The sequence below is a fragment of the Microbacterium sp. AG1240 genome (assembly GCF_003635115.1).
Taxonomy (GTDB): Bacteria; Actinomycetota; Actinomycetes; order Actinomycetales; family Microbacteriaceae; genus Microbacterium.
Genome location: NZ_RBXJ01000004.1, coordinates 48,477 through 73,570 on the forward strand (window position 1 = coordinate 48,477; position 25,094 = coordinate 73,570).

The 25,094-nt window shown below is 69.1% G+C and carries 27 protein-coding genes and 1 pseudogene; 19 read left to right on the forward strand and 9 right to left on the reverse strand.

The window, feature by feature from the left end; all coding sequences use genetic code 11:
- Position 1 precedes the first annotated feature (1 nt).
- Positions 2–667, reverse strand: coding sequence for a BMP family ABC transporter substrate-binding protein (locus DEU34_RS15065; protein WP_147424083.1), 666 nt, complete (start codon positions 665–667; stop codon positions 2–4).
- 228 nt (positions 668–895) lie between these two features.
- On the opposite strand from DEU34_RS15065, the gene DEU34_RS15070 reads away from it, so the two are divergent.
- The 8 genes from DEU34_RS15070 (at position 896) to DEU34_RS15105 (ending at position 9,869) form a co-directional block, all read left to right on the forward strand.
- A complete protein-coding gene (locus tag DEU34_RS15070; protein ID WP_259460195.1) occupies positions 896–3,322 on the forward strand; it encodes an FN3 domain-containing metallophosphoesterase family protein in 2,427 nt (808 codons plus the stop codon).
- 85 nt (positions 3,323–3,407) lie between these two features.
- Entirely contained in the window at positions 3,408–4,565 is a 1,158-nt protein-coding gene (locus DEU34_RS15075; protein WP_121151707.1) for a WxL protein peptidoglycan domain-containing protein, read from the forward strand.
- A gap of 49 nt (positions 4,566–4,614) precedes the next feature.
- A complete protein-coding gene (locus DEU34_RS15080) occupies positions 4,615–5,547 on the forward strand; it encodes a L,D-transpeptidase (RefSeq protein ID WP_259460214.1) in 933 nt (310 codons plus the stop codon).
- The gene (locus DEU34_RS15085; protein ID WP_121151709.1) at positions 5,544–5,843 is read left to right on the forward strand and encodes a DUF1905 domain-containing protein; all 300 of its coding nucleotides are present in this window, start codon (positions 5,544–5,546) and stop codon (positions 5,841–5,843) included. Before DEU34_RS15080 ends, DEU34_RS15085 begins: the two co-directional genes overlap by 4 nt.
- Complete coding sequence (locus tag DEU34_RS15090) at positions 5,840–6,334, forward strand: A24 family peptidase (RefSeq protein ID WP_121151712.1); 495 nt, start codon at positions 5,840–5,842, stop codon at positions 6,332–6,334. Before DEU34_RS15085 ends, DEU34_RS15090 begins: the two co-directional genes overlap by 4 nt.
- A 55-nt stretch (positions 6,335–6,389) precedes the next feature.
- Positions 6,390–7,430: a YihY/virulence factor BrkB family protein gene (locus DEU34_RS15095; RefSeq protein ID WP_121151714.1), complete on the forward strand. Its 1,041-nt coding sequence runs from the start codon at positions 6,390–6,392 to the stop codon at positions 7,428–7,430.
- A 20-nt stretch (positions 7,431–7,450) separates the two neighbouring features.
- Positions 7,451–9,106: a cellulase family glycosylhydrolase gene (locus tag DEU34_RS15100; protein WP_121151716.1), complete on the forward strand. Its 1,656-nt coding sequence runs from the start codon at positions 7,451–7,453 to the stop codon at positions 9,104–9,106.
- A gap of 52 nt (positions 9,107–9,158) precedes the next feature.
- Positions 9,159–9,869 carry an NAD(P)H-hydrate epimerase gene (locus tag DEU34_RS15105; protein WP_121151718.1) on the forward strand — a complete coding sequence of 237 codons (711 nt, stop codon included), beginning with the start codon at positions 9,159–9,161 and terminating at the stop codon, positions 9,867–9,869.
- Between the two features lie 4 nt (positions 9,870–9,873).
- On the opposite strand, the gene glgP is transcribed toward DEU34_RS15105, so the two are convergent.
- Positions 9,874–12,420: an alpha-glucan family phosphorylase gene (glgP, locus tag DEU34_RS15110; RefSeq protein WP_121151720.1), complete on the reverse strand. Its 2,547-nt coding sequence runs from the start codon at positions 12,418–12,420 to the stop codon at positions 9,874–9,876.
- 77 nt (positions 12,421–12,497) lie between these two features.
- On the opposite strand from glgP, the gene DEU34_RS15115 reads away from it, so the two are divergent.
- The 4 genes and pseudogenes from DEU34_RS15115 (at position 12,498) to DEU34_RS15130 (ending at position 14,034) form a co-directional block, all read left to right on the forward strand.
- Positions 12,498–12,725: a response regulator gene (locus DEU34_RS15115; RefSeq protein WP_116648915.1), complete on the forward strand. Its 228-nt coding sequence runs from the start codon at positions 12,498–12,500 to the stop codon at positions 12,723–12,725.
- Positions 12,722–13,357 carry a CYTH domain-containing protein gene (locus DEU34_RS15120; RefSeq protein WP_121151722.1) on the forward strand — a complete coding sequence of 212 codons (636 nt, stop codon included), beginning with the start codon at positions 12,722–12,724 and terminating at the stop codon, positions 13,355–13,357. Before DEU34_RS15115 ends, DEU34_RS15120 begins: the two co-directional genes overlap by 4 nt.
- A gap of 54 nt (positions 13,358–13,411) precedes the next feature.
- Positions 13,412–13,540, forward strand: a pseudogene (locus DEU34_RS16530) (bleomycin resistance protein); the annotation flags it as partial.
- 47 nt (positions 13,541–13,587) lie between these two features.
- Positions 13,588–14,034 (forward strand): hypothetical protein, encoded by a 447-nt coding sequence (locus tag DEU34_RS15130; protein ID WP_147424084.1) that lies wholly within the window; start codon positions 13,588–13,590, stop codon positions 14,032–14,034.
- On the opposite strand, the gene DEU34_RS15135 is transcribed toward DEU34_RS15130, so the two are convergent.
- Positions 14,021–14,200 (reverse strand): hypothetical protein, encoded by a 180-nt coding sequence (locus tag DEU34_RS15135; protein ID WP_121151725.1) that lies wholly within the window; start codon positions 14,198–14,200, stop codon positions 14,021–14,023. The genes DEU34_RS15130 and DEU34_RS15135 overlap by 14 nt on opposite strands.
- Before the next feature lie 164 nt (positions 14,201–14,364).
- Between DEU34_RS15135 and DEU34_RS15140 the strand changes: the two genes are divergently transcribed.
- Together DEU34_RS15140 and DEU34_RS15145 are read left to right on the forward strand one after the other, a co-directional pair.
- A complete protein-coding gene (locus DEU34_RS15140) occupies positions 14,365–14,757 on the forward strand; it encodes a hypothetical protein (RefSeq protein ID WP_121151727.1) in 393 nt (130 codons plus the stop codon).
- 328 nt (positions 14,758–15,085) lie between these two features.
- Entirely contained in the window at positions 15,086–15,805 is a 720-nt protein-coding gene (locus DEU34_RS15145) for a hypothetical protein (protein ID WP_147424085.1), read from the forward strand.
- A 360-nt stretch (positions 15,806–16,165) separates the two neighbouring features.
- Here the strand turns inward: DEU34_RS15145 and DEU34_RS15150 are convergent, their stop codons facing one another.
- From DEU34_RS15150 to DEU34_RS15160, 3 genes are all read right to left on the reverse strand, one after another.
- Positions 16,166–16,507: a hypothetical protein gene (locus DEU34_RS15150; protein WP_220659965.1), complete on the reverse strand. Its 342-nt coding sequence runs from the start codon at positions 16,505–16,507 to the stop codon at positions 16,166–16,168.
- On the reverse strand, positions 16,507–16,944 hold the full coding sequence (locus tag DEU34_RS15155) for a hypothetical protein (RefSeq protein WP_121151730.1): 438 nt from the start codon (positions 16,942–16,944) through the stop codon (positions 16,507–16,509). The genes DEU34_RS15150 and DEU34_RS15155 overlap by 1 nt, the downstream gene beginning before the upstream one ends.
- 518 nt (positions 16,945–17,462) lie before the next feature.
- Positions 17,463–18,095: a molecular chaperone DnaJ gene (locus DEU34_RS15160; RefSeq protein WP_121151733.1), complete on the reverse strand. Its 633-nt coding sequence runs from the start codon at positions 18,093–18,095 to the stop codon at positions 17,463–17,465.
- Positions 18,096–18,122: 27 nt separating this feature from the next.
- Here DEU34_RS15160 and DEU34_RS15165 point away from each other — a divergent pair, with 27 nt between their 5' ends.
- Together DEU34_RS15165 and DEU34_RS15170 are read left to right on the forward strand one after the other, a co-directional pair.
- Complete coding sequence (locus tag DEU34_RS15165) at positions 18,123–18,443, forward strand: hypothetical protein (RefSeq protein WP_147424086.1); 321 nt, start codon at positions 18,123–18,125, stop codon at positions 18,441–18,443.
- Between the two features lie 80 nt (positions 18,444–18,523).
- Entirely contained in the window at positions 18,524–19,924 is a 1,401-nt protein-coding gene (locus tag DEU34_RS15170) for an HNH endonuclease signature motif containing protein (protein WP_121151737.1), read from the forward strand.
- Positions 19,925–20,061: 137 nt separating this feature from the next.
- On the opposite strand, the gene lpdA is transcribed toward DEU34_RS15170, so the two are convergent.
- Entirely contained in the window at positions 20,062–21,459 is a 1,398-nt protein-coding gene (gene lpdA, locus DEU34_RS15175) for a dihydrolipoyl dehydrogenase (RefSeq protein WP_121151739.1), read from the reverse strand.
- 9 nt (positions 21,460–21,468) lie between these two features.
- The gene (locus DEU34_RS15180) at positions 21,469–22,131 is read right to left on the reverse strand and encodes a copper resistance CopC family protein (protein WP_259460196.1); all 663 of its coding nucleotides are present in this window, start codon (positions 22,129–22,131) and stop codon (positions 21,469–21,471) included.
- Positions 22,132–22,213: 82 nt separating this feature from the next.
- Here DEU34_RS15180 and DEU34_RS15185 point away from each other — a divergent pair, with 82 nt between their 5' ends.
- The 3 genes from DEU34_RS15185 (at position 22,214) to DEU34_RS15195 (ending at position 24,057) form a co-directional block, all read left to right on the forward strand.
- Positions 22,214–22,714 (forward strand): FHA domain-containing protein, encoded by a 501-nt coding sequence (locus DEU34_RS15185; RefSeq protein ID WP_121151743.1) that lies wholly within the window; start codon positions 22,214–22,216, stop codon positions 22,712–22,714.
- Entirely contained in the window at positions 22,714–23,403 is a 690-nt protein-coding gene (locus tag DEU34_RS15190) for a MerR family transcriptional regulator (protein WP_121151745.1), read from the forward strand. Before DEU34_RS15185 ends, DEU34_RS15190 begins: the two co-directional genes overlap by 1 nt.
- A gap of 108 nt (positions 23,404–23,511) precedes the next feature.
- On the forward strand, positions 23,512–24,057 hold the full coding sequence (locus DEU34_RS15195; RefSeq protein WP_116648396.1) for a MerR family transcriptional regulator: 546 nt from the start codon (positions 23,512–23,514) through the stop codon (positions 24,055–24,057).
- Between the two features lie 190 nt (positions 24,058–24,247).
- Here the strand turns inward: DEU34_RS15195 and DEU34_RS15200 are convergent, their stop codons facing one another.
- On the reverse strand, positions 24,248–25,057 hold the full coding sequence (locus DEU34_RS15200) for a ParA family protein (protein WP_121151747.1): 810 nt from the start codon (positions 25,055–25,057) through the stop codon (positions 24,248–24,250).
- Positions 25,058–25,094: the final 37 nt, after the last annotated feature.

Below are 25,094 nucleotides of genomic sequence, written 5' to 3' on the forward strand. Positions count from 1 at the left end.
CCTAGGGGAGCGAGACCACGACGCCGGTGACGCCGAGCCGGATGCTGGCGAACCCGGCCGAGATCGCCTCGCTCGCCATCGGCGTGGTCACCGCCGAAGGATCGGCATCCGCCTCGGGGGTGATGCCCGTTCCTCGGAACCCGGCGCCCGGCCACACCACGGACGTCACATTCTCGGTCGGCTCGGCCAGCTTGGCGCCCACGACGAGAAACTGCTGATCGAGGAGCTGCGATGTCGTGAGGGCGAAGACGTCGACGACGCCGGCGCCGAGTCCGACGATGAGATCGGGTCGCTCATTCGCCGCCGTGACGAGTTGCTCGTCGATGCCCTCCGCGTCGGCACCGATGCGCAGGTCGAAGACCGCGCCGTTCGCTCTCGCCCACTGCTCGACGGCTCCCGCGATCACGTCGCCGGCCGGATCGGAGGCCACCCCGACGGCGATCACGCGATACCCGGCGGGCACGGCGACGGCGTGATACGCCTCCGGGGCGGGAGCGATCGTCGCCTCGGAGACCGGGACGGGCGCGCCGCCGAGGAACGCCGCGCGTTGCGCGTCGGCATCGTCGACGGGCGCGCTGCACGAGGCGAGAAGCCCCGCGGCGAGCACCAGGGCGACGAGCGCCGTCTTCTTCGATCTCACGAGCACCTCCGGCCGTGAGGCTGTCACGGTGGCACCCGAGGTCCGTTTCTCCCTGCCGCCGGACGGATGAACAGAAGACGAACATTTCGATCACCGCGCCGCCGGGAGGAGCCGAGCCCGACGCCGACGCGAACGGTTCGCCGCCGGGATAGGGATACGGAGCCAGCTATTCACCTGCCGGCCACCCGCGCCGATGAGCCTCATGGGGTGCCCGCTCGGGCGATTGCCATCAGTGCGACCATCGGAAAGAAGCAGATGCTGGAAAACACCCCCCGGACCCGCTCGGGCCGGCGGACGACCCGCGCGGCCATCGCCGCCCTGGGCGTCGCGTCGGTGATCGCGGGATCCTTCGCGGCGACCACCGTCGCTGCGACCGCCGCCGACCTTCCGGCCACGGTTCTGGACACCACCGCGACCTGGAAGTACTCCGAGAACAACACCGACCCCGCCGCCGGCAACCCCGACCGACTGGTCTGGACGAAGGCCGGTTTCGACGACAGCGCCTGGAAGAGCGGCACGACCGCATTCGGCGCGAAGAACGGTGCGGCCACGCCGAACCTGGGGGCGAACTTCCCCGTCAGCACCGTGCTGAACCAGTACATCGACCCGACCGCGACGTCGAAGGTCGACGTTCCGACCTTCCACTTCCGCTCCAGCTTCTCGGTCAGCGCCGATACGCTCTCGCAGATCTCCGGTCTCGCGGGCAGCGTCCGATACGACGACGGCGCGCAGATCTTCGTCAACGGCGTCAAGGTGGCCGGCCTGTCGGACGAGCGCGTCGAAGCGGCGCCCGAAGCGCAGCGCAACCTCATGTACGCCGGATCGGGGGCGTCCGACCCGATCACGTCGACCTACACGGTGCCCGCGTCTGTGCTCACCGCGGGGGTCAACACCATCGCCGTGGCGCTCTACCAGGACCGCGCCACATCGAGCGACATCTTCCTCGACATGCAGAAGCTGGCTCCGGTCGCCAAGACCTCCGGCGCCGCATCCATCAGCGACATCATCATGAACGTCGGCGCCGACGAGTCCGCGCGCAATCTCGCGTGGTACTCCTCCACCGACACCGCGCAGGTCGCTCAGGTCGCGCCGTCGTCGCGGCTGGTCGACGGGGCGTTCCCGTCGGACGCGACCACCGTGGCCGCAACCGGCGGTGTGACCACCAGTGGCGAGTTCAGCCGCAAGGCGACCCTGTCGGGCCTCGCCGAGAACACGGCCTACTCGTACCGCGTCGGGACCGAGGGGGCCTGGTCGGCGACGCAGTCGTTCGTGACCCGGTCCTTCGACGGCGACTTCGAATTCTTCTTCGTCGGAGACCCGCAGATCGGCGCCTCCGGCAACGTCGCGAACGATCGTGCCGGCTGGGTCGACACCATGAATGTCGCGTCCCAGGCCTACCCCGACGCCGAGATGATCTTCTCGGCGGGCGACCAGGTCGACCACGCCGCCAACGAGACCGAGTTCGAGGCGTTCCATGCGCCCGACCAGATGCGCTCGCTGCCCGTGGCCGTCACGAACGGCAACCACGACGTCGGGTCGAAGGCGTACCTGCAGCACAACAACATCACGAACCTCGACGAGACGTCGGGCGCGGCGGCCTCGGGCTCGAGCTCGGGCGGCGACTACTGGTTCTTCTACAAGGACGTCCTGTTCGTCAACATCAACTCGAACAGCCGCGACTACGCCTCGCACAACGCGTTCATGGAGAAGGTCGTCGCCGAGCAGGGCGCGAAGGCGAAGTGGAAGGTGCTGGGTTTCCACCACTCGATCTACTCCGTCGCCGCCCACCAGAACGACAACGACATCAAGGACCGGCGCGCGAACATGCCCGCGAAGATCTCCGAGCTCGGCTTCGACCTCGTTCTGCAGGGTCACGATCACAACTACACGCGCAGCTACCTCGTGAAGAACGGCGAGCTCGCCGACAAGACCGAGGTCAAGGGCGCGTCCGAAGTCACGGCGGCCGAGGGCGAGGTGCTCTACGTCACGGCGAATTCGGCCAGCGGCTCGAAGTACTACCAGTTCGACGACCGGAACGCCTGGTACGCGTCGGTGACCAACCAGGAGAACGTGCGCAACTACTCGGTGGTCGACGTCACCGACGGCTCGCTGAAGATCACCACGCTCCGCAGTCAGGCCAACGGCACCTCGGCACCGGTCAACAGCATCGTCGACGAGGTCACCCTGAAGAGCGAGGCGAAGGCCGGCGAGCAGCAGCTGCAGGTCACGGTGCCCGAGGGCGCACCGGGCGAGTTCTCCTGGAATATCGACGGCACCAACGGACTCGTCGACCTGGGCACCGCCGTCGACAGCGGCGACTCGTTCACCGCCAGCGGCGCGATCAACCCGATCCGCGTCACCGACACGCGACGGGGCGGCCCGCAGTGGTCGGTCTCGGCGCAGGTCGGCGACTTCACCTCGGGTGACGAGTCGTTCTCGGGCAAGTACCTGGGCTGGACCCCGCGCGTCATCGAGGAAGGTGCCGGCACCATCGCCGGTGCCCCCGTCACCTCCGGCTTCGACAGCGGCAACGGCCTCACCGACTCGTCCACGCTCGGTTACGGTCCGGCCGCGCACCTGCGCGGTTCGGCCAAGCTCGGCGCGGATCTCTTCCTGAAGATCCCGGTCGACGTCACCGACGGCACATACAAGGCGACGCTCACGCTCACCGCGCTGAGCTGATCCGCATCTCCGCACCGGGTCGGGGTGAGCGTCTGCGGACGCTCACCCCGATCCTCGGTTCCGTCCGCCACACGAAAGCCGTCCCATGATCGCTCGACCCCGTTCGCTCCGTCCGGCCCTCGCCCGCTTCGGGCTGGCAGTTCTCGTCGTCTCCGCGACCGTCTTCTCTGCCGGGGCAGCCATCGCGGCCACGGCACCCGCGCCGCCCTCCGGCGAAGATGTCACCTGGGGCGTGCGGACGGCGACGAACGCGCAGGGGAGCGCGCGAGACAACTTCGCCTACGTCGTCGGTCCGGGCGGCACGGTCGACGATGCGATCGTGGTGACGAACCACGACGATCAGCCGCTCGATCTCGACCTGTACGCCGCCGACGGGTTCACCACGCAGAGCGGGCAGCTCGACGTGCTCACCCGGGGCGAGGAGTCGTCCGAGGTGGGCGTGTGGACCGGTGTCGGCCAGGAGCACGTGCAGATACCCGCGGGGGAGTCCGCCGAGATCCCGTTCACCATCACCGTTCCCGAGAACGCGACCCCGGGGGACTACGCCGGAGGCATCATCACCTCGCTCGCCCGGCCGACGCAGGAGGACGGCATCACCGTCGACCGTCGTCTCGGCATCCGGGTGCAACTTCGCGTGGACGGCACCCTGCAGCCCGGCCTCGTCATCGAGGGTCTCACGGTGGGGTTCACGGGCTCGCTGAACCCGTTCGCGGGTGGCACGGCCACCGTCGACTACACCGTGCGCAACACCGGGAACGTGCGGCTCTCGGGCCAGCAGTCGGTCGCGCTCTACGGACCGTTCGGACTCTTCCGCGCGGACATCGAGGGCGTCGACGACGTGCCCGAGATCCTCCCCGGCGAATCCTGGACGGTCTCGGCCACCGCTCAGGGCGTCTTCCCCCTGGCCTGGCTGGGAACGGACGTCACCATCGACCCTGCCTTCCCCGCGGGGCTGGAGAGCGGACCCGATCTGGCGATGTTCGTCACGAGCTCGGGCACGGTGGCGATCCCGTGGAGTCTTGTCGTCCTCGTTCTGCTCGTCGGCGCGGCCGTGGTGGGCATCGTCGTCCTGCGGCGCCGGGCCCGCCGCCGGAGGACGCAGAACGAGGACGCCCGTGTGAAGGCGGCCGTCGCCGCCGCCCTGAAGGAGCAGCAGGCCCCGGTCGATGCGTCGTCGCACGACGAGGTCGCGGTGGGCGCGGGTGCAGGCGCGGGCGAGCGCTCGGCGTCGTCCTCGCGCTGACGAGCACGATCGACTTGCCAAGGAGCACCTCGCCGTCGAGCATGAGGAGATGACTGCCACGCCCGCGGCTGCACTGCGCTCCCACCGGTGGTGGTGGTGGGTTGTCGCCATCGTCGTCGTCGCAGGGGCGGTCGTGGGTGCGGTCGCGTGGTCGGTGCTCGCGCCGCGGCCCGCAGCGGCTCCCGTCGCCGCCAGTCCGGCCGTCACGTCGACGTACACCCCCACGCCCAGCCCGACGCCGACCCCGACACCGACGCCGACGGGGTTCGCCGCGAACACCGCGGTGTATCCGCTCGACGCCCTTCCTCAGGTCGACGTCTATGCGGTGATCCCCGCGCTCCCGGTCGACGACGACCCCCGGGGCGCCATGACGGGCGACACCGTTCGCGCCGTGACCGATCGCATCCCGGTCTTCGCCGACCCGACCGCCGAACCGGTCGCCTTCCTTCCCCGCGACTACCAGTTCGACGGCACGACGGTCCCGGTCGTCGAACGCCAGGACCATTGGGTGCGCGTGCTGCTCACCGGCCGCGAAGCGGTGCCCTCGGCGGGCAATCCGGCGCAGCTGAGCGGCTGGCTCCGCATCCAGGACGTGGAGTTCTCCCGCGCCGACGCGACGGTCGAGGTGGGGCTGACGAGCCGCACGGTCGACATCGTGCACGCCGATGGCACCAGGGAGCGTGTCGCCGACGACTTCGCATCGGGAACCGCGTCGACCCCGACGCCTGTCGGCCGCACGTTCGTGATGATGGTGCGCGTCGAGCCGTCGTTCGGGTACACCCGCGGCCACCCGCTGGTCTACCTCGGCGTGCAGTCGCCGACGCTCGACGGCTTCGGCGGGGCAGCCGTCGCCGTGACCGCCTTCCATTACCACGACGCCCGGTCGGGGGCGATCTCCAACGGGTGCCTGCGTCTCGGGCCCGAGGCGATCGACAGACTGGCGCAGCTGCCGCTGGGTACTGCCGTATACGTGAACCCATGATCGTCGAGTTCACCGACGAGATGTACCGCTGGCAGGCCCGCTCCGACGCGGACTGGTACTTCGTCGCGATGCCGGAAGACCCGAGCTCCGACGTGGCGGAGCTGCAGGGCCCCTCCCGCCGGGGCTTCGGTGCGGTGCGGGTGCATGCGACGGTCGGTTCGTCGAGCTGGCGCACGTCGATCTTCCCCGGCGGGGACGGGCGCTACGTCCTGCCGCTCAAGCGTGCCGTCCGCGAGGCCGAGAACCTCCGCGAGGGTGCGCCGGTGACGGTGACCCTCGAGATCGCCGGCCTATGAGCGCGGTGTTCGCGCTCGCGGTCGAGGTCACCGCCTACGGGGCGTTCGCTGTGCTAAGCGCGGTGCTGACGGTCATCGACCTGCGCACCCATCGACTGCCCGACCGCCTGGTGCTCCCGGCCTATCCCGTGGCAGCCGTCCTGCTGACGGGCGCGGCGTTCCTGCGCGGCGATCCGGCCCGGCTCCTCTCGGTCGCCGGCGGGGCGATCGTGCTCTTCGCCTTCTACCTGCTGTTGCGGATGCTGCGCCCCGGGGCGATGGGCGGAGGAGACGTCAAGCTGGCCGGCGTCATCGGTGCGTTCCTCGGTTACCTGGGGTGGGATGCCGTGCTCGGAGGCGCGATCGCGGGGTTCGTGTTCGGCGGCCTGGTCGCCGCCGTGATCGTGCTCGCCCGACGGGCGAGGGGCGCGAACCGGCTCGCTTTCGGGCCGTGGATGCTTCTGGGTGCCTGGACGGCGATCCTCGCGACGGCTGCGACGGCCGTTTCCTGACGGCGCACGGCGTCAAGCCCCGGGACGAGGGGCACGGCGCCGATAGCCTGGCGTGATGACCGACACCGTGATCTCTCGCGCCACCGCGTGGGCGCTGGCTCGCCGGCCCGTGCGTGCCTACCTGCGCTACGCCGGAGCCCGCGGTCCGGTCCTCGCCGACAGCGTGACCTATCGCACCCTGTTCAGCCTCTTCGCCGGTGTGCTCCTCGGATTCTCGTTCGCGGGCATCTGGCTGGCGGGGAACCCCGACGCCCTGTCGGCGCTCACCCGCTCACTGAATTCCGCGATCCCCGGGCTGGTGGGCGAGAACGGCCTCATCGACGTCTCGAAGATCGAGGCGCCCGGGGCGTTCACGATCGCCGGTATCGTCTCGCTCCTCGGTCTTGTCGGAGCGGCGATCGGCGCCATCGGGACCCTCCGCACCGCCCTGCGCCAGATCGCGGCCCAGACGACCGACGACACCTTCATCGCGTGGGTGCTGCTGCGTAACCTCGCCCTCGCCATCGGCATCGGCGGTTCCCTCGCCGCCGCGGCCGCCGCCACGTTCCTCGCCACCGCCGGTCTCGATGTCCTGCGGGGCTGGCTGGGTGTCGCCGCCGACGCCGGGTGGGCAGGGTTCCTCGCCTGGTTCGTCTCCGTCGTCGTCGTCCTCGCCCTGGACACCGTGGTCGTCGCGGCACTGTTCGCCTTCCTGTCGGGTCTCCGCGTCCGCCGTCGCACCCTGTGGAAGGGCGCGCTCCTCGGCGGCGTCGGGCTCACCGTGCTGCAGCAGTTGTCGGGCCTGTTCGTCGGCGGCGCGAGCTCCAATCCGCTCCTGGGCACGTTCGCGTCGCTGATCGCGCTGCTGCTGTGGCTCAACCTCTCCAGCCAGGTCATCCTCATCGCGTCGGCCTACATCGTCACCGGCCACGAGGAGGACGAAGACCGGGTGCACGCCCGCTTCGGTGCGGCGACCATGGTGCAGTTCCGCGTCCGGCAGGCAGAGCGCGCCGTGCAGGCGGCGGCGTCCGAACTCACCGCGGCGCGCGACGCCGAAGCGACCGAGCGCGAGAAGAGCGCAGCATCCGGAGACGCCGCCGACGCATCCCACCAGTAGCATTCGCTCAAGGAGGGATCATGATCGGTGTGCGTACAGGATCACGGGGACGTCGCTGGCTCGGACTTCTGTTGTCGGTCGCGTTCGTCGTCTCGGCCGGGGTCATGACTCCGGTCGTCGCCGCGCGCGCCGCGACCACCGTCGGATGGCTGCACACCGACGGCTCCCGCATCGTCACGGAGTCGGGGCAGACGCACACCGTCCGCGCGGTGTCGTGGTTCGGGATGGAGACGAGCAATTGCGCTCCCCACGGCCTCTGGACCATCTCCCTCGACGAGGGGATGCGGCGCATCGCCGAGATGGGTTTCAACACCATCCGGCTGCCCTTCTCGAACGAGTGCCTGACGGCGGCGTCCACCACCTCCATCGACGCGAACGCCAACCCGACGCTGGTGGGTCTGACGCCGCTGCAGCTGATGGACACGGTCATCGCCCGTGCGAAGGCCGTCGGTCTGAGCGTGATCCTCGATCGGCACCGCCCGGGGTCGGACGCCCAGTCGGAGCTCTGGTACACCTCCGCCTACTCGGAACAGCGCTGGATTGACGAGTGGAAGATGCTCGCGCAGCGGTACAAGAACGAGCCGGCCGTCGTCGGTGTCGATCTCCACAACGAGCCCCACGGCGCCGCGTGCTGGGGATGCGGCGATGCCGCCACCGACTGGCGGGCGGCAGCGACGCGTGCGGGCAACGCCGTGCTGTCGGTGAATCCCAGACTCCTGATCGTCGTCGAGGGCGTCGAACGCCAGCCCGACGGCAGCTCCACGTGGTGGGGCGGGGGTCTCGCGGGCGTCGCGACGAAGCCCGTCACCCTGAACGTCGCCAACCGGGTGGTGTACTCGCCCCACGACTATCCCGCGAGCGTCTACAACCAGACGTGGTTCGGCGCGGCTGACTACCCCGCGAACCTCCCGGCGGTCTGGGAGAAGAACTGGGGGTTCATCGCCACCCGCGGGATCGCCCCGGTGCTCCTCGGCGAGTTCGGCACGAAGCTCGAGACCGCGAGCGACAAAGCCTGGCTGAAGAGCCTCGTCGACTACCTCGGGAAGACCGGCATCAGCTTCGCCTACTGGTCGTTCAATCCGAACAGCGGCGATACCGGGGGGCTCGTTCTCGATGACTGGCGCACCCCGCAGACGGCGAAGCTCGCCGCTCTCGCGCCTCTGCTGAAGCCGACGACCGAGCCGACCGCGGCGCCCACGGCATCGGCGACGCCGAAGCCGACCGCGACGCCGAAGCCGACCGCGACGCCGAAGCCGACCAGCACGGCGACGCCGAAGCCGACCGCGACGCCCAGACCCAGCGCCACGCCGAAGCCGACCAGTACCGCGACGCCGAAGCCGACCGCGTCGGCCACCCCGTCGCCGAGCGCTCCGTCAGCCGGTGGGATCACGGCCGCGTGGAGCCTGCAGAGCGCCTGGGGCGAGGGATACGTCGCCGATGTCACGGTGACGGCGGCTCGGAAGGTCGATCGTTGGACGGTCAGCTGGTCGTCGCCGGGAGCCACGTCGATCGTCAGCGCGTGGGGGATGGACTGCCGGCTCTCCGGATCGACCATCACCTGCACCGGCGCCGGATGGGCCGCGGGCCTCGCCCCGGGGCAGACCGTGAAGGTCGGTCTGCAGGTGGCCGCCACCCGCGCCCCCGCGGCACCCGCGCTGAGCTCTACCTCCTCCTGACCGAGACGGCAACCGCCGGACTCGGACGCACGGGCGCGACTAGCGTGACCCCATGAGCTCGTCAGAAGTGCGCGGCGCCTATACCGCCGCCGCCGTGCGGGCCGCCGAGGCTCCTCTGCTGGCCGCGGGGGAGCCGCTCATGCTCGAAGCCGCCGCAGCGCTGGCAGAGATCGCCCGGGAAGTGCTCGCCGAGCGCCCCGGGCGCGTGCTCGTGCTGGCCGGTGCCGGCGACAACGGCGGCGATGCCCTCTTCGCTGCGGCCGAACTCGCGCCGCTCGTACCCGTCGAGATCGTACTCACCTCCGACAGGGTGCACCGCGAGGCGCTCGGCACGGCCCTGGGTGCTGGTGCCGCACTGCGCGCCGTGGCCGACGTCTGCGCCCGACCGGGGGAGTACTCCGTCATCCTCGACGGCATCCTCGGTATCGGCGCGGCGGCCGACCCCCGGCTGCGCGGTGCCGCCCGAGCGGTGGTCGAATCGCTGGCACCCGCGAGCGCCGCATCCGACACCGTCGTCATCGCGGTCGATCTCCCCAGCGGCCTGCACCCCGACGACGGCACCGCCGACTCCGCGGTGCTGCCCGCGTCGATCACCGTCACGTTCGGGGCGGTGAAGGCGGGTCTCGTGAGGGGGCGGGGGCCCGCGGTGGTCGGCGAGATCCGGGTCGTCGATCTCGGGCTGGAGCCGGCGCTCGCGCGCGTGCGGCCCGCGGTGACAGGCGTCCTCGACGTGGTGCGCGTTCCTCGCCGCACCCGCGTCTGATCGATCAGGTCGCGACGGCGACGAGGCCGAGCTCCACGGCCGACACGAGACGATCGTGGCGAGGGACCACGCGCACCGCGTAACCGAACGGACCGGTCGCCTCGAGGGCGAGGCTCCCCTCGAACACGGTCGCCGAGTCTTCTTCTCCGGCATCCGACAGCGCGCTCGTCGTCCGTTCTCCGGCCAGTGTCCCGTCAGCGTCGATCGCACCGGAGATGAGCTGCACCGAGACGTCGTCGGGGGTCAGGCCGTCGAGGTCGACGATCGCCCGCACCGAGATCCGGTCGCCCGCCCGAGCCTGGGCGGAGATGGCCGTCGCATCGACCGCCCGCACCGACACCCGCGGCCACGCATCGCGCACCCGGGTGAGGAACGCCGCGAACTCCCGTGCACCGGCGAAGCCGCCGGTGCTCAGAGCGTGATCGTTGGCCGAGGCGGGCGCGTAGAGCCTGGTGACGTAATCGCGCACCATGCGATCGCTCGTGGCCTTGCGTCCGAGGTCGGTCATCGTGTGTCGCACGCGCTCGAGCCACCCGACGGGGATGCCGCCCTCCCGCTCGTAGAAGGTGGGCACGAGCTGGTGCTCGATCAGGTCGTAGAGGGCGGATGCTTCGGCGTCGTCGCGCTCGTCGTCGTTCGCCGCGGTGTCGGCGGTGGGGATCGCCCAGCCGTTGCGACCGTCGTACCACTCGTCCCACCAGCCGTCGAGGATGGAGAGGTTGAGCGATCCGTTGAGCGCCGCCTTCATGCCCGACGTGCCGCTCGCCTCGAGCGGGCGCACCGGCGTGTTCAGCCAGACGTCGCACCCGGGGTAGAGCTTCTTGGCGAGGGTGATGTCGTAGTCGGGCAGGAAGACGATCCGCTCGCGCACCTTCGGGTCGCGGCTGAAACGCACGAGCTGCTGGATGAGGGTCTTCCCGGAATCGTCGGCCGGGTGCGACTTCCCTCCGATGACGATCTGCACCGGACGGTCGGGATCGGTGAGCAGCCGGGTGAGGCGCTCGGGATCGCGCAGCATCAGCGTCAGGCGCTTGTAGGTCGGCACGCGGCGCGCGAATCCGATCGTGAGCACCTCGGGGTCGAGCACCTTCGCCGTCCACGCCGCGGGCGACGAAGACGCGGCGGCCCCGAGCCTCCGGCGGGCCTCTGCCACGAGCTCCTGCTTCATCTCGACGCGCACTCCCCAGAGCTCGGCGTCGGTGATGGCCGCGCGATCGCGCCAGTCGTGGTCTGCGGTGAGGGCGTCGCCGAACCCGCGCTCGCTCAGCGCCTTCAGCGACGGGTGCACCCAGGTCGGCGCATGCACGCCGTTCGTGATCGACGTGATCGGCACCTCGTCGGGGTCGATCCCGGGCCAGAGGGCGCCGAACATGCCGCGGCTGACCGCGCCGTGCAGCAGAGAGACGCCGTTGGCGTGCTGGCCGAGATGGAGCCCGAGCACGGCCATGTTGAACACGTGCGGGTCGCCGCCGTCGTAGTCCTCGAGTCCGAGCGCGAGGGCGCGGGCGCCGTCGATTCCCGCGAGCAGACCGCCGGAGAGGTAGTCGGCCACGAGCGTCCGCGGGAAACGGTCGATGCCGGCGGGCACCGGGGTGTGGGTCGTGAAGACGGTCGACGCCCGCACCTGCGCCAGCGCGACCTCGAACGACAGGCCGTCGCGAGCGATGAATTCCGACATGCGCTCGAGGCCCTGGAATCCGGCGTGGCCCTCGTTCGTGTGGAAGACGTCGGGGTCGGGCCGGCCCGTGATGCGGCACCACGCCCGCACCGCGCGGACGCCTCCGATGCCGAGCAGCAGCTCCTGGTGCAGCCGGTGCTCGCCCCCGCCGCCGTAGAGACGATCGGTGACGCGACGCAGCTCCTCCGAGTTCGACGGGGTCTCGGCGTCGAGGAGCAGCAGCGGAACGCGCCCGATGTCGGCCACCCAGACGCGGGCGAACAGGGTTCTGCCTGCCGGCAGCTCGAGCGAGATCTCGACGGGTGATCCGTCGGGCTCCTGCAGCTGCCGAAGTCCGAGGCCGTAGGGGTCGAGCACCGGGTAGCTCTCGTGCTGCCAGCCGTCGTCGCCGATCGACTGGCGGAAGTACCCGGCGCGATAGAAGAGTCCGACGCCCGTCAGCGGCACGCCCAGGTCGGACGCGCTCTTGAGGTGGTCGCCGGCGAGGATGCCGAGGCCTCCCGAGTACTGCGGAAGCGATCCGTCGACACCGAACTCGGGGGAGAAGTACGCGATGTGCGCGGGCTTGGGATCGGCGAGACCCTGGAACCAGCGCTCACCGGTGAGATAGGCCTCGAGGCGTTCGTCTTCGGCCCGCACGCGGGCGACGAACCCCTCGTCCGACGCCAGCTCGTCGAGACGCGCTTGGCCGATGGTGCCGAGCAGTCGCGAGGGGTTCTCATCGACCCTGGCCCAGAGATCGTGGTCCATCGAGGCGAACAGCGACGACGTGGCGCGGCTCCACGACCATCGCCAATTCGTCGCGAGACGGTCGAGCGGCGCCAGCGCGGGCGACAGGACGGGACGGACGGTGAACGTGCGGAGAGCCTTCACGCGAGTGATCTTAGGTCATCGCCCTCTGCGCGGAAGGGTCGTCTCCACAGCGGATGCTTCGGACTACGCTGGGCGACATGGCACTTGCACGACTGACTGGCGGGCCGCTCGACGGCCAGGTGATCCCCCTCGAAGACGACGTCGACGACTCGCTCATCGTCCCCTACGGCGAGGGCCAGCTGGTCTACCGCCGCGGCGGCGACCTCGAGAACACCGGCGACAGCGACGGACCCACCGAGGCGGTCTTCACCTACGCCGAAGCGACCCAGGACATCAACCCGAACGAAGACGGACGAGACGATTGAGCGCGCCGGCCTCGCCCGAACCCACGCGTTCGATCGAGGTCGAGCGCACGTACGACGTCTCGGCCGAGACACCGCTCCCGGATTGGTCTCGCCTGCCCGGGGTCTCTCGCGTCGGTGACGCCGAGATCCGCGAGTTGGACGCGCGTTACTTCGACACCGCGGGCCTCGACCTCGCCCGAGCTCGAGTCGCCGTCCGTCGTCGCGAGGGCGGTCCGGATGCCGGATGGCACGTGAAGGCATCCGTCGCCGACGGGCGCTCGGAGTGGGGCTGGCCGTTGGGTGACGGGGACGACACCTCCGTTCCGCCGGCGATCGTCGACGCGGTGGCACCGTGGGCCGCTCCGCCGTTCGCGCTCCTCGCACGCATCCGAAACACGCGCACCGCCTACGCCCTTCACGACGCCGAGGGCGGGCTGGTGGCGGAGTTCGTCGACGACCACGTGCGCGGCCGTGACGAGCGCGGTGAGCGCGACACCACCTGGCGGGAGTGGGAGATGGAGCTCGGCCCCGCCGCCCCCGATGCTCCCGCCGACCGCGAGGCGTTCTTCGCCGCGGTCGACGCGGCCGTGGCGGCCGTCGGCGGTCGGCCCGCAGCATCCGACTCCAAGCTCGGCCGCGTCCTCGGGCACTGATCCGATCCGGGGTTCGGGACGGGCGCGTCGGGGTCGGCTCGCTAGGCTGCCGCCGTGGCCGATCACGCGATCCCCAACCTCCCGTCACGCGACTTCGACGCGACCGCGGCCTTCTACGGCGCGTTCGGGTTCGATGTGCACTTCCGCGACGACGGATGGTTGATCCTCCGCCGGGGTTCGTTGCAGGATTGCTGCCGGGGTGAGGTCGCACGAGTGGGTAGCTTGTCATCGTGGACGAGAACGTAGTTGCATTGCTGGTGGCTGGCATTCCCGCGGCAGTTGCAGCAGGCACCTTTCTTGGGGCGGAGATCATCCGCGCTCGCAACGCACGAGGCGATCGTGTGTCCGCCGCGGTGCACGAGCTGGTGGACGCTCTAGTCGAGGTGGTCATCGTTGAGGGGCGCCCGCTGCCTATCCGGTGGTTCCGTTTCACTTCAGTGGTCGCCCGTGCGACGGCAGCTTCGACTGCTTTCCTCGCTGCGGTGGAAGAGAAGGACCGGGACTTCGCACTATGGGTCGTACTGCAGTCGCAGACGCTGATCGGTGATCGTGGCGAGCGTGTCGTGTGGTCGTCGAAGCTGCTCGCGTCGGTTCGCCTGTGGCAGATCCGTCCGGCGCAAATGAGGGCACAAGCCACCGCGGAGCTACCCGCGCTGCGCGCGCTCACTGCTGAATAACCGGGCCGTCGAAGATGCGCCGGGTAATGCAAGCGAGGACATAGCCGTAAGTGTGCGCACGGTTCGGTGACTCCCACCATGGAAGCTGCTCGCGGATGCGGTCAAACCGTTCGGCGGCGCGGCATCCGTCGTCGGCGTAGAGGCCCGAGGTGACGGCGTCGGCCATGCGTTCGCAGTCGACGCGCTTCTCGTACCCTTGGCCGCCGTCGGTCGCGATGATGGCGCCGTTGTCGGCGCGGAGTCGTCAGGCAAATCGGCCGTCGGCGCGACGATAGGTCTCGGGGTTGGGCATCGCGTGACCTCCGGCCGTAGCTGTGGGAGCATCGGGGCATGCCGCGCTTCGTCGACAACGACCAGTACTCGAACGTGAATGAAATCGCCGACCGCAACGGGCTGATTTGGGATGGGCAGTACGGGTCGCCGTACGACATCGAGTCCCTCATCGAGAAAGCCCTACGGGACCGCGACGAGATGCAGCGCTACTCGCGCCTCTTCGACCACACGAAGCGTTTCAAGCCACGCGGGTCGGGGAAGAAGGCGCCTGTCATGGCGATCAGTTCGCCTTACCTAGCTGACAATGATGAACTTCGATCGGCTGTCGCTGCCTTCGCGACACGCTTCGGGCTGGACGCGGTAGTCAACGACTCGCAGTACCGCGTCTACGCGGAGAATGGCACTATCCCGATCGTCTTCTGGCGACCGGACCTGCACACACTCGCTTGATCACGCCCACTGGCGGGACGGAACGCCCAGGTCGGCAATCGGGGCACCGTTGCCGCGCTCCCGATCACAGCCCGCGTGGCTGGCCTTCTTGTTCGTCGGGTCTTCCTGCAGTTCGGGGTAGGCGGACACAGGCTAGAAGTGATCCTCTTGGAACCGGTCGTCGTTGCCCCTGTCGTTCCATCGGCGCCCTAATCGACCGCGAGGCCGCAAATCCAGCACGGCTCGTCGTTCTCCTTGCATTCAGCCCGGAATTTCTGGCGCTGCGTGTTCTGTCGACGGGTATTGGTACGTGTCACGAGCAATCCTCCCGAATCGGTAGCCTGCTCGGATGACGAACCCCGCGGCCGAACTCGCTTCGCTCCTGACAAGCTGGCGGCGAATGCCGAACGCGAAGAGCATCTACGGCGTTCGCGGCATGGACGCTCAGACGAGGGAGGAATGGCGTACCCAGGTGCGAGCTGTGGAACTACTCGCCCAGGTGGATCGCGCACTGGATGCCCTTGAGAGTTCCGGCCGCAGCGTCGGCCATTACCGCAGTTACTACGTCGCATGGATGAAAGCGATCATTGTTCCCGAGTACAACTGGGCTGCAGGAAACAATGGGACGACGAACCTGTTTGACGAGCACGTCATCGACATGCTCAAGGCGACGGCCGATCTGCTGACAAGCACCGAAGCCCCAGTGACAGTGACGTCTGAGTCGAAGACCGAAAGTCTTGACGCCCTCGATCAAATCCTCGAGGCCATTCGGGACGCCCCCGTGGCGGACCCCGTGCGGCGCTACCTGTTCGAGTTGATCAGCTCGTGCCGAACAGTGCTGAACGAGGCCAGCACCTTGGGCTCTGTGGATTTGTTCGGTCGGATCCACGAACTTGTCGGCATGCTGACGTTGATCACCGACTCGATGAACGAAAATCCCGAGGCATCGACGTGGGTGGCGAAGGTCAATGAGCTGGCTCGGCGTTTGGTGCCGTATTACTACGCCGGCAAGGCGACCTCATTCGCGCTCGACGCGGCGGCCAATTTCAAGGCGCTCGGCGAAGGGTAGGAGCTGGCGCTCCCGCAGTTGAGGAATCCCGATGAGGGGATGCTCACCCGCCCGCGGGAGTAGCTCAGTCGTCGGACCCTGGTCCGGACAGGCGAAAGGCCGGTCTCCACGAGCACGTCCACGGGAAGAGTTGGGGACGAACGCTCAGGACGGCGCGGCCGATCATGCCGGTCCCGGCGAAGAGCTTGCCCGACAGCGGGGTCATGCTGAGACCATTCGGAGAGCGGCGTCGACGACGTCCTCCGGGACTCGGCCGAGGCCGAGACCGCCTCGGTGGGCGATCGGCTCAGCGAGCGGTCGCGGGTTCTTGAGCACGAGGTGGTGCAGCCATCCGGTGTCAGACGGTCCTTTTGCCGACGGTTAGCAGTGGTCGCGGCAGGTGCCGTGCTCGAGGCAGTCGTGACGGATCCGACCGCACCCGCCGATCACGCTCGTACTGTGCACCTCGACGAGGTCGACGACGCCGAGGATCGCGCCGCGTACGCTCATTGCCTTTCGCGACTCCGGGGGCGCGGTGTGCATGGCGTCGCGGAAGAGGTCGGCGTTCCAGAGCACGTCTTCGTTGTCGACGGCGGTGAGGCCGGCGTGGATGAGGACGGGCCCGCGGTAGAAGCCGGCGATGTTGCGGCTCCGGTTCTCGACGTTTTTGCCCGCGTGGATGATCGCCCACGCCCAGGGCTGCCGCACGGTGAGGATGCGCATCACAGACCTCCGACGAGGCGGGTTTCGAGCTGCAGGATGACGGTCGCGTACGCCATGAGCGCGCCGACGCAGTCCTGCACTTCACCGCGATCGCGGAGCGCGGCCATCACCCCGGCGATGCCGGAGTAGTCGCTGTTCAGGGTCATGCTGACGATCAGCTCGGCGTCGCGTTCGGCCGCAGTGAGACTCTCGTCTCGGGCGGGGGCGAAGATGATGGATCCGCCGAGCGCGGCGGTCGCGGTCGTGGGGAGCTGGTGCTGCATGTGGGTCCCGAGGGCGGCGACCGCGACCGCGAACGCGTCCCACGCGAGGTCGGATCCGTCGAGGTGGTGGTTCATCCAGGACTGAGCGGCGTCGCGGTCGCCGGTCGTGAGGATGTTGCCGAGGGCGTGCACGCAGTGGGTGGGCCAGGGAACGGTGGAGCAGTATTCGGTCATGATGCGTTCTTCTGGGGTTCGGGGTGGTCTTCCCGCCAGGCGGTGACGATGCGGTCGATCTCGGACGGCATAAGCCGGGAACCGCGATGCCGCCGTGCTCGGTGATGGGCGCGGACGAGTAGCCGAGGCCCTTGAAGTGCCCGAGGTCTTTCTCGCTAGACGGCGCGGTGAGGTCTTCCTCGATGTACGGCACGCTGGCCGCGTCGAGACGGAACTTGACCATCCGGCACTGCTGGCAGGAGGGCTTCGTCCACACGATGACGTCGCTCATGCCTGTAGCCGATCTGCGATAGGTCGCGTGCCGTTGAGGCAATGAATCACGGCGTTCAGCTCCGCAACCTGCGCCTCTTTGGCAGCGACCTTGTCTCGTGCCACGCGCTCCAGACCGTCCGCGTCGGCGGCAGCCTTTCGGGCGTCACGCGCTCGGTCTTGGAGACATCGCACGTCCGCTCGGTCGTACTCACCGAGCTCGTGTAGGAGCTTGTTGCGCTCACGGGTCAGGGCATCGACTGCGACGCTCACAGCAGGCCCCGCTCTCGAAGCGTCGCCTCGGCGAGCGAGACGCGTTGGAAGGTCGCCGCGTCCCCACCGACATCCGGATGGGAGATTCGCTGCGCCTTGCGGAGCACCATCGCGGGAGCCGGCGTGCCGTGAATCGCCAGGTCGTCGGCGCCGATTAGTTTGACCAGCCAGCGATATGCCGCGTCCGCGTCGGCGAACCCGGCAGGCGCAGCGGTCGCGTCGAGCGCGAGGAAGCCTCGGTGCTGCTCGCCGTGGGCAGTGACGCCGTAGCGGTCGACCTTGCGCAGCGCCTCGAGCGCCGGTGCGATCGCGCGGAGGTTGTCCTCCCACCGGTCGAACGTGTCGCACGGGTAGGACAGCGGGCCATGTTCCGAGCCGAAGCTGAGCACGATGCCCGGGTGAGCCGCGACGCGGCTGGCGCGCGGGAGCCCGTCGAGACGGAAGTCCTCGGGGCGGAGAGCGATGAGCAGGGTCGGGTTCTTCGCGCCGAGCTCGCGCAGCTCGCGGCTCAGGCGCGCGGGGGTGGCGAAGTGGGTCGACTCGAACTGCGATCGACGACGGCGCGCGGTCATGGTGCCGGGCCACTCGCGCATCGGTGCGACGACGAATCCGGAGGGCCAGTAGGTCATGGGGCGGCCCCCATCAGGGTGTGCTTCGTGGCCGCGCATCCGCAGTCCACGATCTTCGACTCGTCGGACTCGGTGATGAGGATGGCCTCCCCGTTGCACGCGCCGTTCGTGCAGCTGGAGTTCTTCCCGTTCGCCGGGCTGCTGCCCGAGCAGAGCTCGTTCATGTGCAGCGTGCGCGTCGACGACGTCGACGCGCTGTACCGCGCGATCCGTGCGTCGGGCGTCGCGGAGGGGAGCATCGGGGCGCCGCGGTTGACACCCGTGCGGATGCAGCCCTGGGGTCTGCGTGCGGGGGCGTTGATCGATCTGGACGGGACGCTGCTGCATCTCATCGAGAATGCGGTGTGACGCGACCGACTCGCGGTCGGTGTTATCCACAGAACGTGGCTTCCTGGTCGAGTGTCGTACGTTTGTTCTAGAATGTAGGCATGCTTCAGGACGGCGATACTCCGACAGGCGGTGAGGCGCCGCACGATGGCGATGCGCTCCCGGTGGACGGTGCGGGTGCGTCGTGGGCGGGCGGGTTCGACGACGAGTGGTCCGAGGAGCACGAGTGGTTCGACGTCGACGGTGATCCGGTCGCGGCGGGGCGTGATGGGTTGGATGCGGTGGCGGATGTGTCGACGTTGATGTCGGTGTTCGCGGCGCAACGGTTCGAGCGGGTCGAGGGCCTGCGGCGTGAGGCGGTGGCGGAGGCGGCGGTGTTCCGGGGGACGACGACGGAGATCGTGATGCGGTCGCTGCGGCTCGAGCTTGCGACGGTGTTGCAGGTCACGGAGCACATCGCGGAACGGATGCTGGGCACCGCCGATGGTCTCGTGAACCGGTACCCGGTGATGCTCGACGCTCTGTCGCATGCGCGGACGACGGAGCGGCACGCGGACGTGTTCGTCGAACTCGTCGACCAGGTCGAACCCGAGTTACGTGACCAGGTCGTGCCGCTGGCCGTCGACCTCGCGACGACCCACGCGCTCGGGTCGTTCCGCCGGTTGCTGCGGAAACTGGTCGACACGGTCCGGGCCGCGACGCTCAGCGACCGGCATGCGGAGGCGGTGCGGGAGCGGCGGGTGGTGGTGCAACCGGCGGAGGACGGGATGAGCTGGGTGATGCTCTACACCTCCGCCGTGAAAGCACACGCGATCCAGCACCGTGCGACCGCGATCGCACACGCCCTCGCCGACCAGGACGGCGAAGAACGCTCTCTCGACGAACTGCGCGCCGACGTGATGGTCGATCTTCTCGTCGACGGGGATGTGCCCGCCCACCCCGACGCGGCACGCGGGGTCCGCGCGACGGTCGCGGTGACGGTGCCGGTGTTATCGCTGCTCGATGACGACCACGCGCACACGGCCCCGGCGGTGGTGGAGGGGGTCGGGCCGATCCCCATCGACCAGGCCCGGGAACTCTGCGGTGGCGCGGACGGGTGGATGCGGGTGCTCACCCACCCCGAGACCGGGATGGTGCTCTCCGTCGGCCGTGACCAGTACCGCACCCCGGCTCCGCTACGACGGCTCGTGGAATGGCGGGCGGCGACCTGTATGGCCCCCGGATGCGGAACACCCGCCCGAAGGTGCCAGATCGACCACCACCTCGCGTGGGAACACGGCGGCACCACCGAACTCGCCAACCTCGGCCCACTATGCGTGGGGCATCACACGATCAAGCACCACGGTGGGTGGCGAGTCACACCGATCCCCGACAGCGGGGGTGCACTCGAATGGGCATCCCCCGGCGGCAGACGATTCGTGGTGCGACCCGAACGGAAAGTCCCCGTCTTCCGACCCGCACCCGACCACGATCACCCAGCCGAGAGCACCGCGCCCTTCTAACCCGCGCCCTCTGACCCACGCTTCCGACCCGCGCCCCTGACCTGCGCGCGGGCTCACCTCGCCGTGCGTGCGGGCATGAAACACCGCGACGCCGCCCCCGGCTTCGAATCGGGGCGGCGTCGCGGTTGTGTTCAGTGTCAGATATTGATCATGTGTCCCGCAAGACCGTGGAACGCTTCCTGCACCGCCTCCGACAGGGTCGGGTGGGTGTGCACGTTGCGGGCGGCCTCGAGAGCGGTGAGATCCCACTTCTGCGCGAGCGTGAGCTCGGGGAGCAGCTCCGACACGTCGGGTCCGATGAGGTGGCCTCCGAGCAGCTCGAGGTGCTCGGCGTCGGCGATGAGCTTCACGAACCCGATGGGTTCGCCGAGGCCGTTCGCCTTGCCGTTCGCCGAGAAGGGGAACTTGGCGACCTTGACGTCGTGACCGGCGTCGCGGGCCTGCTGCTCGGTGAGCCCGAAGCTCGCGACCTGCGGGGAGCAGAACGTGGCGCGCGGCATCATGCGGTAGTCGCCGAGCGTCTGGGTCTCGGCCTTTCCGATGGTCTCAGCGGCCACGACACCCTGCGCCTCGGCCACGTGCGCGAGCTGCAGCTTCGCGGTGACGTCGCCGATCGCGTAGATGTGCGGCACGTTGGTGCGCATGTAGTCGTCGATCGCGATCGCTCCGCGCTCGGTGAGCTCGACACCCGTCTTGTCGAGACCGAAGCCCTCGACGCGGGGCGCGAAACCGATCGACATGAGCACGCGGTCGGCGTCGATGGAGCCCTGGGCTCCGTCTTTCCCGGTGTAGGTGACGGTGACCTTGTCGCCGGAGTCGACCACGGTCTCGACCTTGGTGGAGGTGAGGATGTCGACGCCGTACTTCTTGTACTGCTTCTGGATCTCCTTCGAGACCTCGACGTCCTCGTTGGGGAGGGCTCGGTCGAGGAACTCGATGATCGTGACCTTGACGCCGTAGTTCGTCAGCACGTAGGCGAATTCCATGCCGATCGCGCCGGCGCCGACGACGACGATCGATTCGGGCAGATCGCGGTTGAGGATCTGCTCCTCGTACGTGACGACGTTCTTGCTGAGCGTCACACCGGGGAGCAGGCGCACGGTCGACCCGGTCGAGATGATGGCGTTGTCGAAGGTGACCTTCTCGGTCGACCCGTCGGCCTTCGCGACCTCGATGCTGTTCGCGTCGAGGAAGGTGCCGCGGCCCTCGTACTCGGTGACCTTGTTCTTCTTCATCAGGTAATGGATGCCCTTGACGTGGGTATCCGCGACCTTGCGGCTGCGGTCCCAGGCCACGCCGAAGTCGAAAGAGACATCGCCGGAGATCCCGAACAGATCCGCCTGCGAGTGGAAGGTGTGAGCGAGGTCGGCGTTGCGGATGAGAGCCTTCGAGGGGATGCAGCCCACGTTGAGGCAGACACCGCCCCAGTACTTCTCTTCGATGATCGCGGTGGACAGTCCGAGCTGGGCGCTTCGCACTGCCGCGACATACCCGCCGGGGCCCGCGCCGAGGATGACGACGTCGTAATGAGGCATGGTTCCAGCCTAGTCGTCGGTCGTCGGCCGGTCGCCCGTCGAGCCCCCGTCGTTGCGACCCCGGGGGCGCAGCACGAGCAGGTACAGCACGACGCCGATCACGGCGAGCACGACGACGACCCCGACGATCCAGGGGAGGGGGCTCGAGTCGGATGCTTCGCTGTCGGGCGCGGTCGTCGTCGGTTCGTCCGTCTCGGGCGGCGTCATGGTCGTCATGGTCGGCTCGGGAGTCGCGGACGCCGTGGTCTCGGTGGGCGCGGACGTCGGGGTCGCGGGTGCGTCCACCGTGAACGCGAACTCGCCGGAGATGGGGTGCCCGTCGCTGGAGACGACGCGCCAGATGACCGAGATCGCACCGGACGCCGTGCCCGTGAGCGCCTGGGTCACGTTGACGCCGTCGACGACCGCCGTGCCGTCGACGAGCGACGTGCCCGCAGCATCCGTCACCTCGACGACGTTCGATGCGCCGTCGCCGAGCAGTTCGGCGCTGTACGACAGGGTGATCTCCGACGGCAGCGCCGTCAGCACCGCATCAGCCGCCGGGTCGGTCGAAACGAGCTGGTCGTGAGCGGAAACGGGCGACGCGGGCCCGAAGACCGCGAACAGGGCGAGGAGGGCCGCGGCCACCGCGAACGGTGCGCGGCGACGGGTGCGCATAGGGGAGGAAGTCACCCGTCCAGCGTATCCGGGGTGCTCGCGCGGGTCTGTGGACACTACTGTCATCGGATAAGGTTTGGGGAGCGAAGGAGGACCTGTGGACGAGACCCGTCGACCTGAGCCGGAGGACGTGCGCCGCGGCTCTGACGAGAGCGCTTCCGAGCGACTCCCGCACGACATGACGCAGACGTTCGGACACGATTCCGACCTGTCGTTCATCCCCTTCGGCGCCGACCTCAGCGAGGCCGAGCTCGAGGCGATCGGGGCGTTGCCATCGCGAGCCGCCCTGCTGATCGTCCGCTCCGGTCCGACGGCGGGGGCGCGCTACCTGCTCGACACCGACGTCACGACCGTCGGGCGCCACCCCGAGGCCGACATCTTCTTCGACGACGTCACCGTCTCGCGTCGGCACTCCGAGATCACCCGGGAGGGCACCCGATTCGACATCGTCGATCAGCGCTCGCTCAACGGCACCTACGTGAACGGCGAACGCGTCGACCGCGCAGCGCTGGTGAACGGCGCCGAGGTGCGCATCGGAAAGTTCCGTCTCAACTTCTTCGTCTCGCCCGCCGACCTGCAGCAGGCGGCCGACGCCTGATGCCCGCCGCATCCGCCCGTGGCAGGTCCACGGCGACCGCGGGCCTCCTCAGCATCGGCCAGGTGCTCGCGCGTCTGACTCCCGACTTCCCGGCGCTCACCTCGAGCAAGCTGCGTTTCCTCGAGGTGCAGGGGATCATCACCCCGACGCGCACCGAATCGGGCTACCGCAAGTTCTCGGCCGCCGACCTCGAGCGGTTGCGCCTCGCTCTCACCCTGCAGCGCGACCACTACCTGCCGCTGTCGGTGATCCGCGACTATCTCGCCGACGTCGATGCCGGTCGCGAGCCCGCCTCGCCGTCGTCGGTGCCCTCGATCGTTCCCGCGCCGCGTCGATACCGCCGCGACGAACTGCTCTCCGCGGCAGGAGCCGCCCCCCAGCTGCTCAACGACGCGATCTCGACCGGCGTCATCGTGGGTGCCGACTCCTACACCGAGCAGACGGTCACGCTGCTGAGGGCGCTCGTCGCGCTCGACCGCCACGGCATCGAGCCCCGGCACATGCGGTCGCTGCGCCAGAGCGCGGAGCGCGAGGCGACGCTGATCGAATCGGCCCTGTCCGCGCTCCTGCGCCGCCCCGACACGGCGTCGCGAGCGCGAGCGAACGAGCTCGCGCCCGAGCTCGCCAAGCGCCTCGACGAGGTGCGTGCGATCTTCGTCCGCGGGGCGATCGATCGCCTGCTGTCGTGATGTTCCCGTGACCTTTGCGACACGCCGGGGCCCGGCGAGCGGATGTCATTGCCGGAGGGTCGGGGCTGTTCTAGCGTGGGGAGAGATCACATGAGGAGGCACGACGGCATGAACGCTGGCGACGCTGTCGGAGAACCTGGTTTCTCGGCGGAACTCCTCTTCACCGACGGTCTTCCCGGTCTCGACGACGAGGTGGGGTACCGCGGAGCGGTAGCCGCCCGCGCCGCGGGCATCACCTACCGTCAGCTCGACTACTGGGCGCGCACCGAACTCGTCGAGCCCACCGTCCGCGGTGCGAGCGGCTCCGGTTCGCAGCGGCTCTACGGCTTCCGCGACATCCTCGTTCTGAAGCTCGTCAAACGCCTTCTCGACACCGGTATCTCGCTCCAGCAGATCCGCACGGCCGTCGAGCAGCTCCGCGCATCCGGCATCCGCGATCTCGCGGGCACGACGCTCATGAGCGACGGGGCCTCCGTCTACCTGTGCACCTCCAACGACGAGGTCATCGACCTCGTCAGCCGAGGCCAGGGCGTCTTCGGCATCGCCGTCGGCAAGGTGCTGCGCGAGGTCGAGACGACGCTCATCGACTTCGATGCCACCGTGATCGACCCCGTCGACGAGCTCGCCGCCCGCCGCACCAAGCGCACCGCGTAGACCTCCGTCTCGCGCGTCCGCTCCACCGACGACCGGTCGCGGACGTCATCCCGTCGATGCGGGCGTTCGCTGAGCGCGCCGTGCGGCGCTCAGCGCCCGTCAGGACGTGTCCGCGAGGTCGTGCTCGTCAGGGCATGGGTGCCGAGACGTGTCCGTCGAGAGACGTCACCGCCGGGTGAAGCCGTCGCCCTCAGGCGCGGGTGTCGCCCGGTACGGGGATGCGGCCGGTGCGCATGATGCGGTCGAGGAGGGCGTCGAAGTCGGCCGCGAGTTCCTGCGCCGAGTCGCCCGGCCAGACGTGCAACGGCTTCGCCGCGCCCTGAGCCTGCTGCAGCGACGTGCGCTCGGGCAGCTGCGGGTTCAAAACGAGGGGGCCGAACATGTCTCGCAGTTCCTTGATGCGGAACTGGTGCTCGATCGACTGGGGGCGCACGCGGTTGACGACGACACCGAGCGGCTGGAGACGGGGGGAGAGGCCCCGGCGGATCTCTTCGATCGCGCGCAGCGCGCGGTCGGCGGCGGCGACGGAGAAGAGCCCGGGCTCGGTGACCACGATCACGCGGTCGGATGCCGCCCACGCGGTGCGGGTCAGGGCATTGAGAGATGGCGCGCAGTCGATGAGCACGAGGTCGTAGTCGGCCTCGATCGTCGCGAGCGCCTCCTCGAGCTTCCACACGTCGCGCACGCTCGGGTGCGGTCCGTCGAAGTTGATCGCCGAGGGGCTGCCGATGAGAACGTCGATCGTTCCCGGGTGGACCTTCGCCCACCCCGACGAGGTGATCGCCTGACGCACGACCTTCTCCCGCGGATTGGCGAGGACGTCGGCGATATTGAGGCGCCCCGCCACCTGGATGTCCATGCCGGTGGAGACATCCGATTGGGGATCGAGATCCACGACGAGGGTGCGGACACCACGCGCGAACGCTGCTGAGGCGAGCCCGAGCGTCACGGTGGTCTTGCCGACCCCACCTTTGAGCGAGCTGACCGAGAGAACGTGCACGATCCCCTACGTTACCGTCCCCTAGGCTGTGAGCACA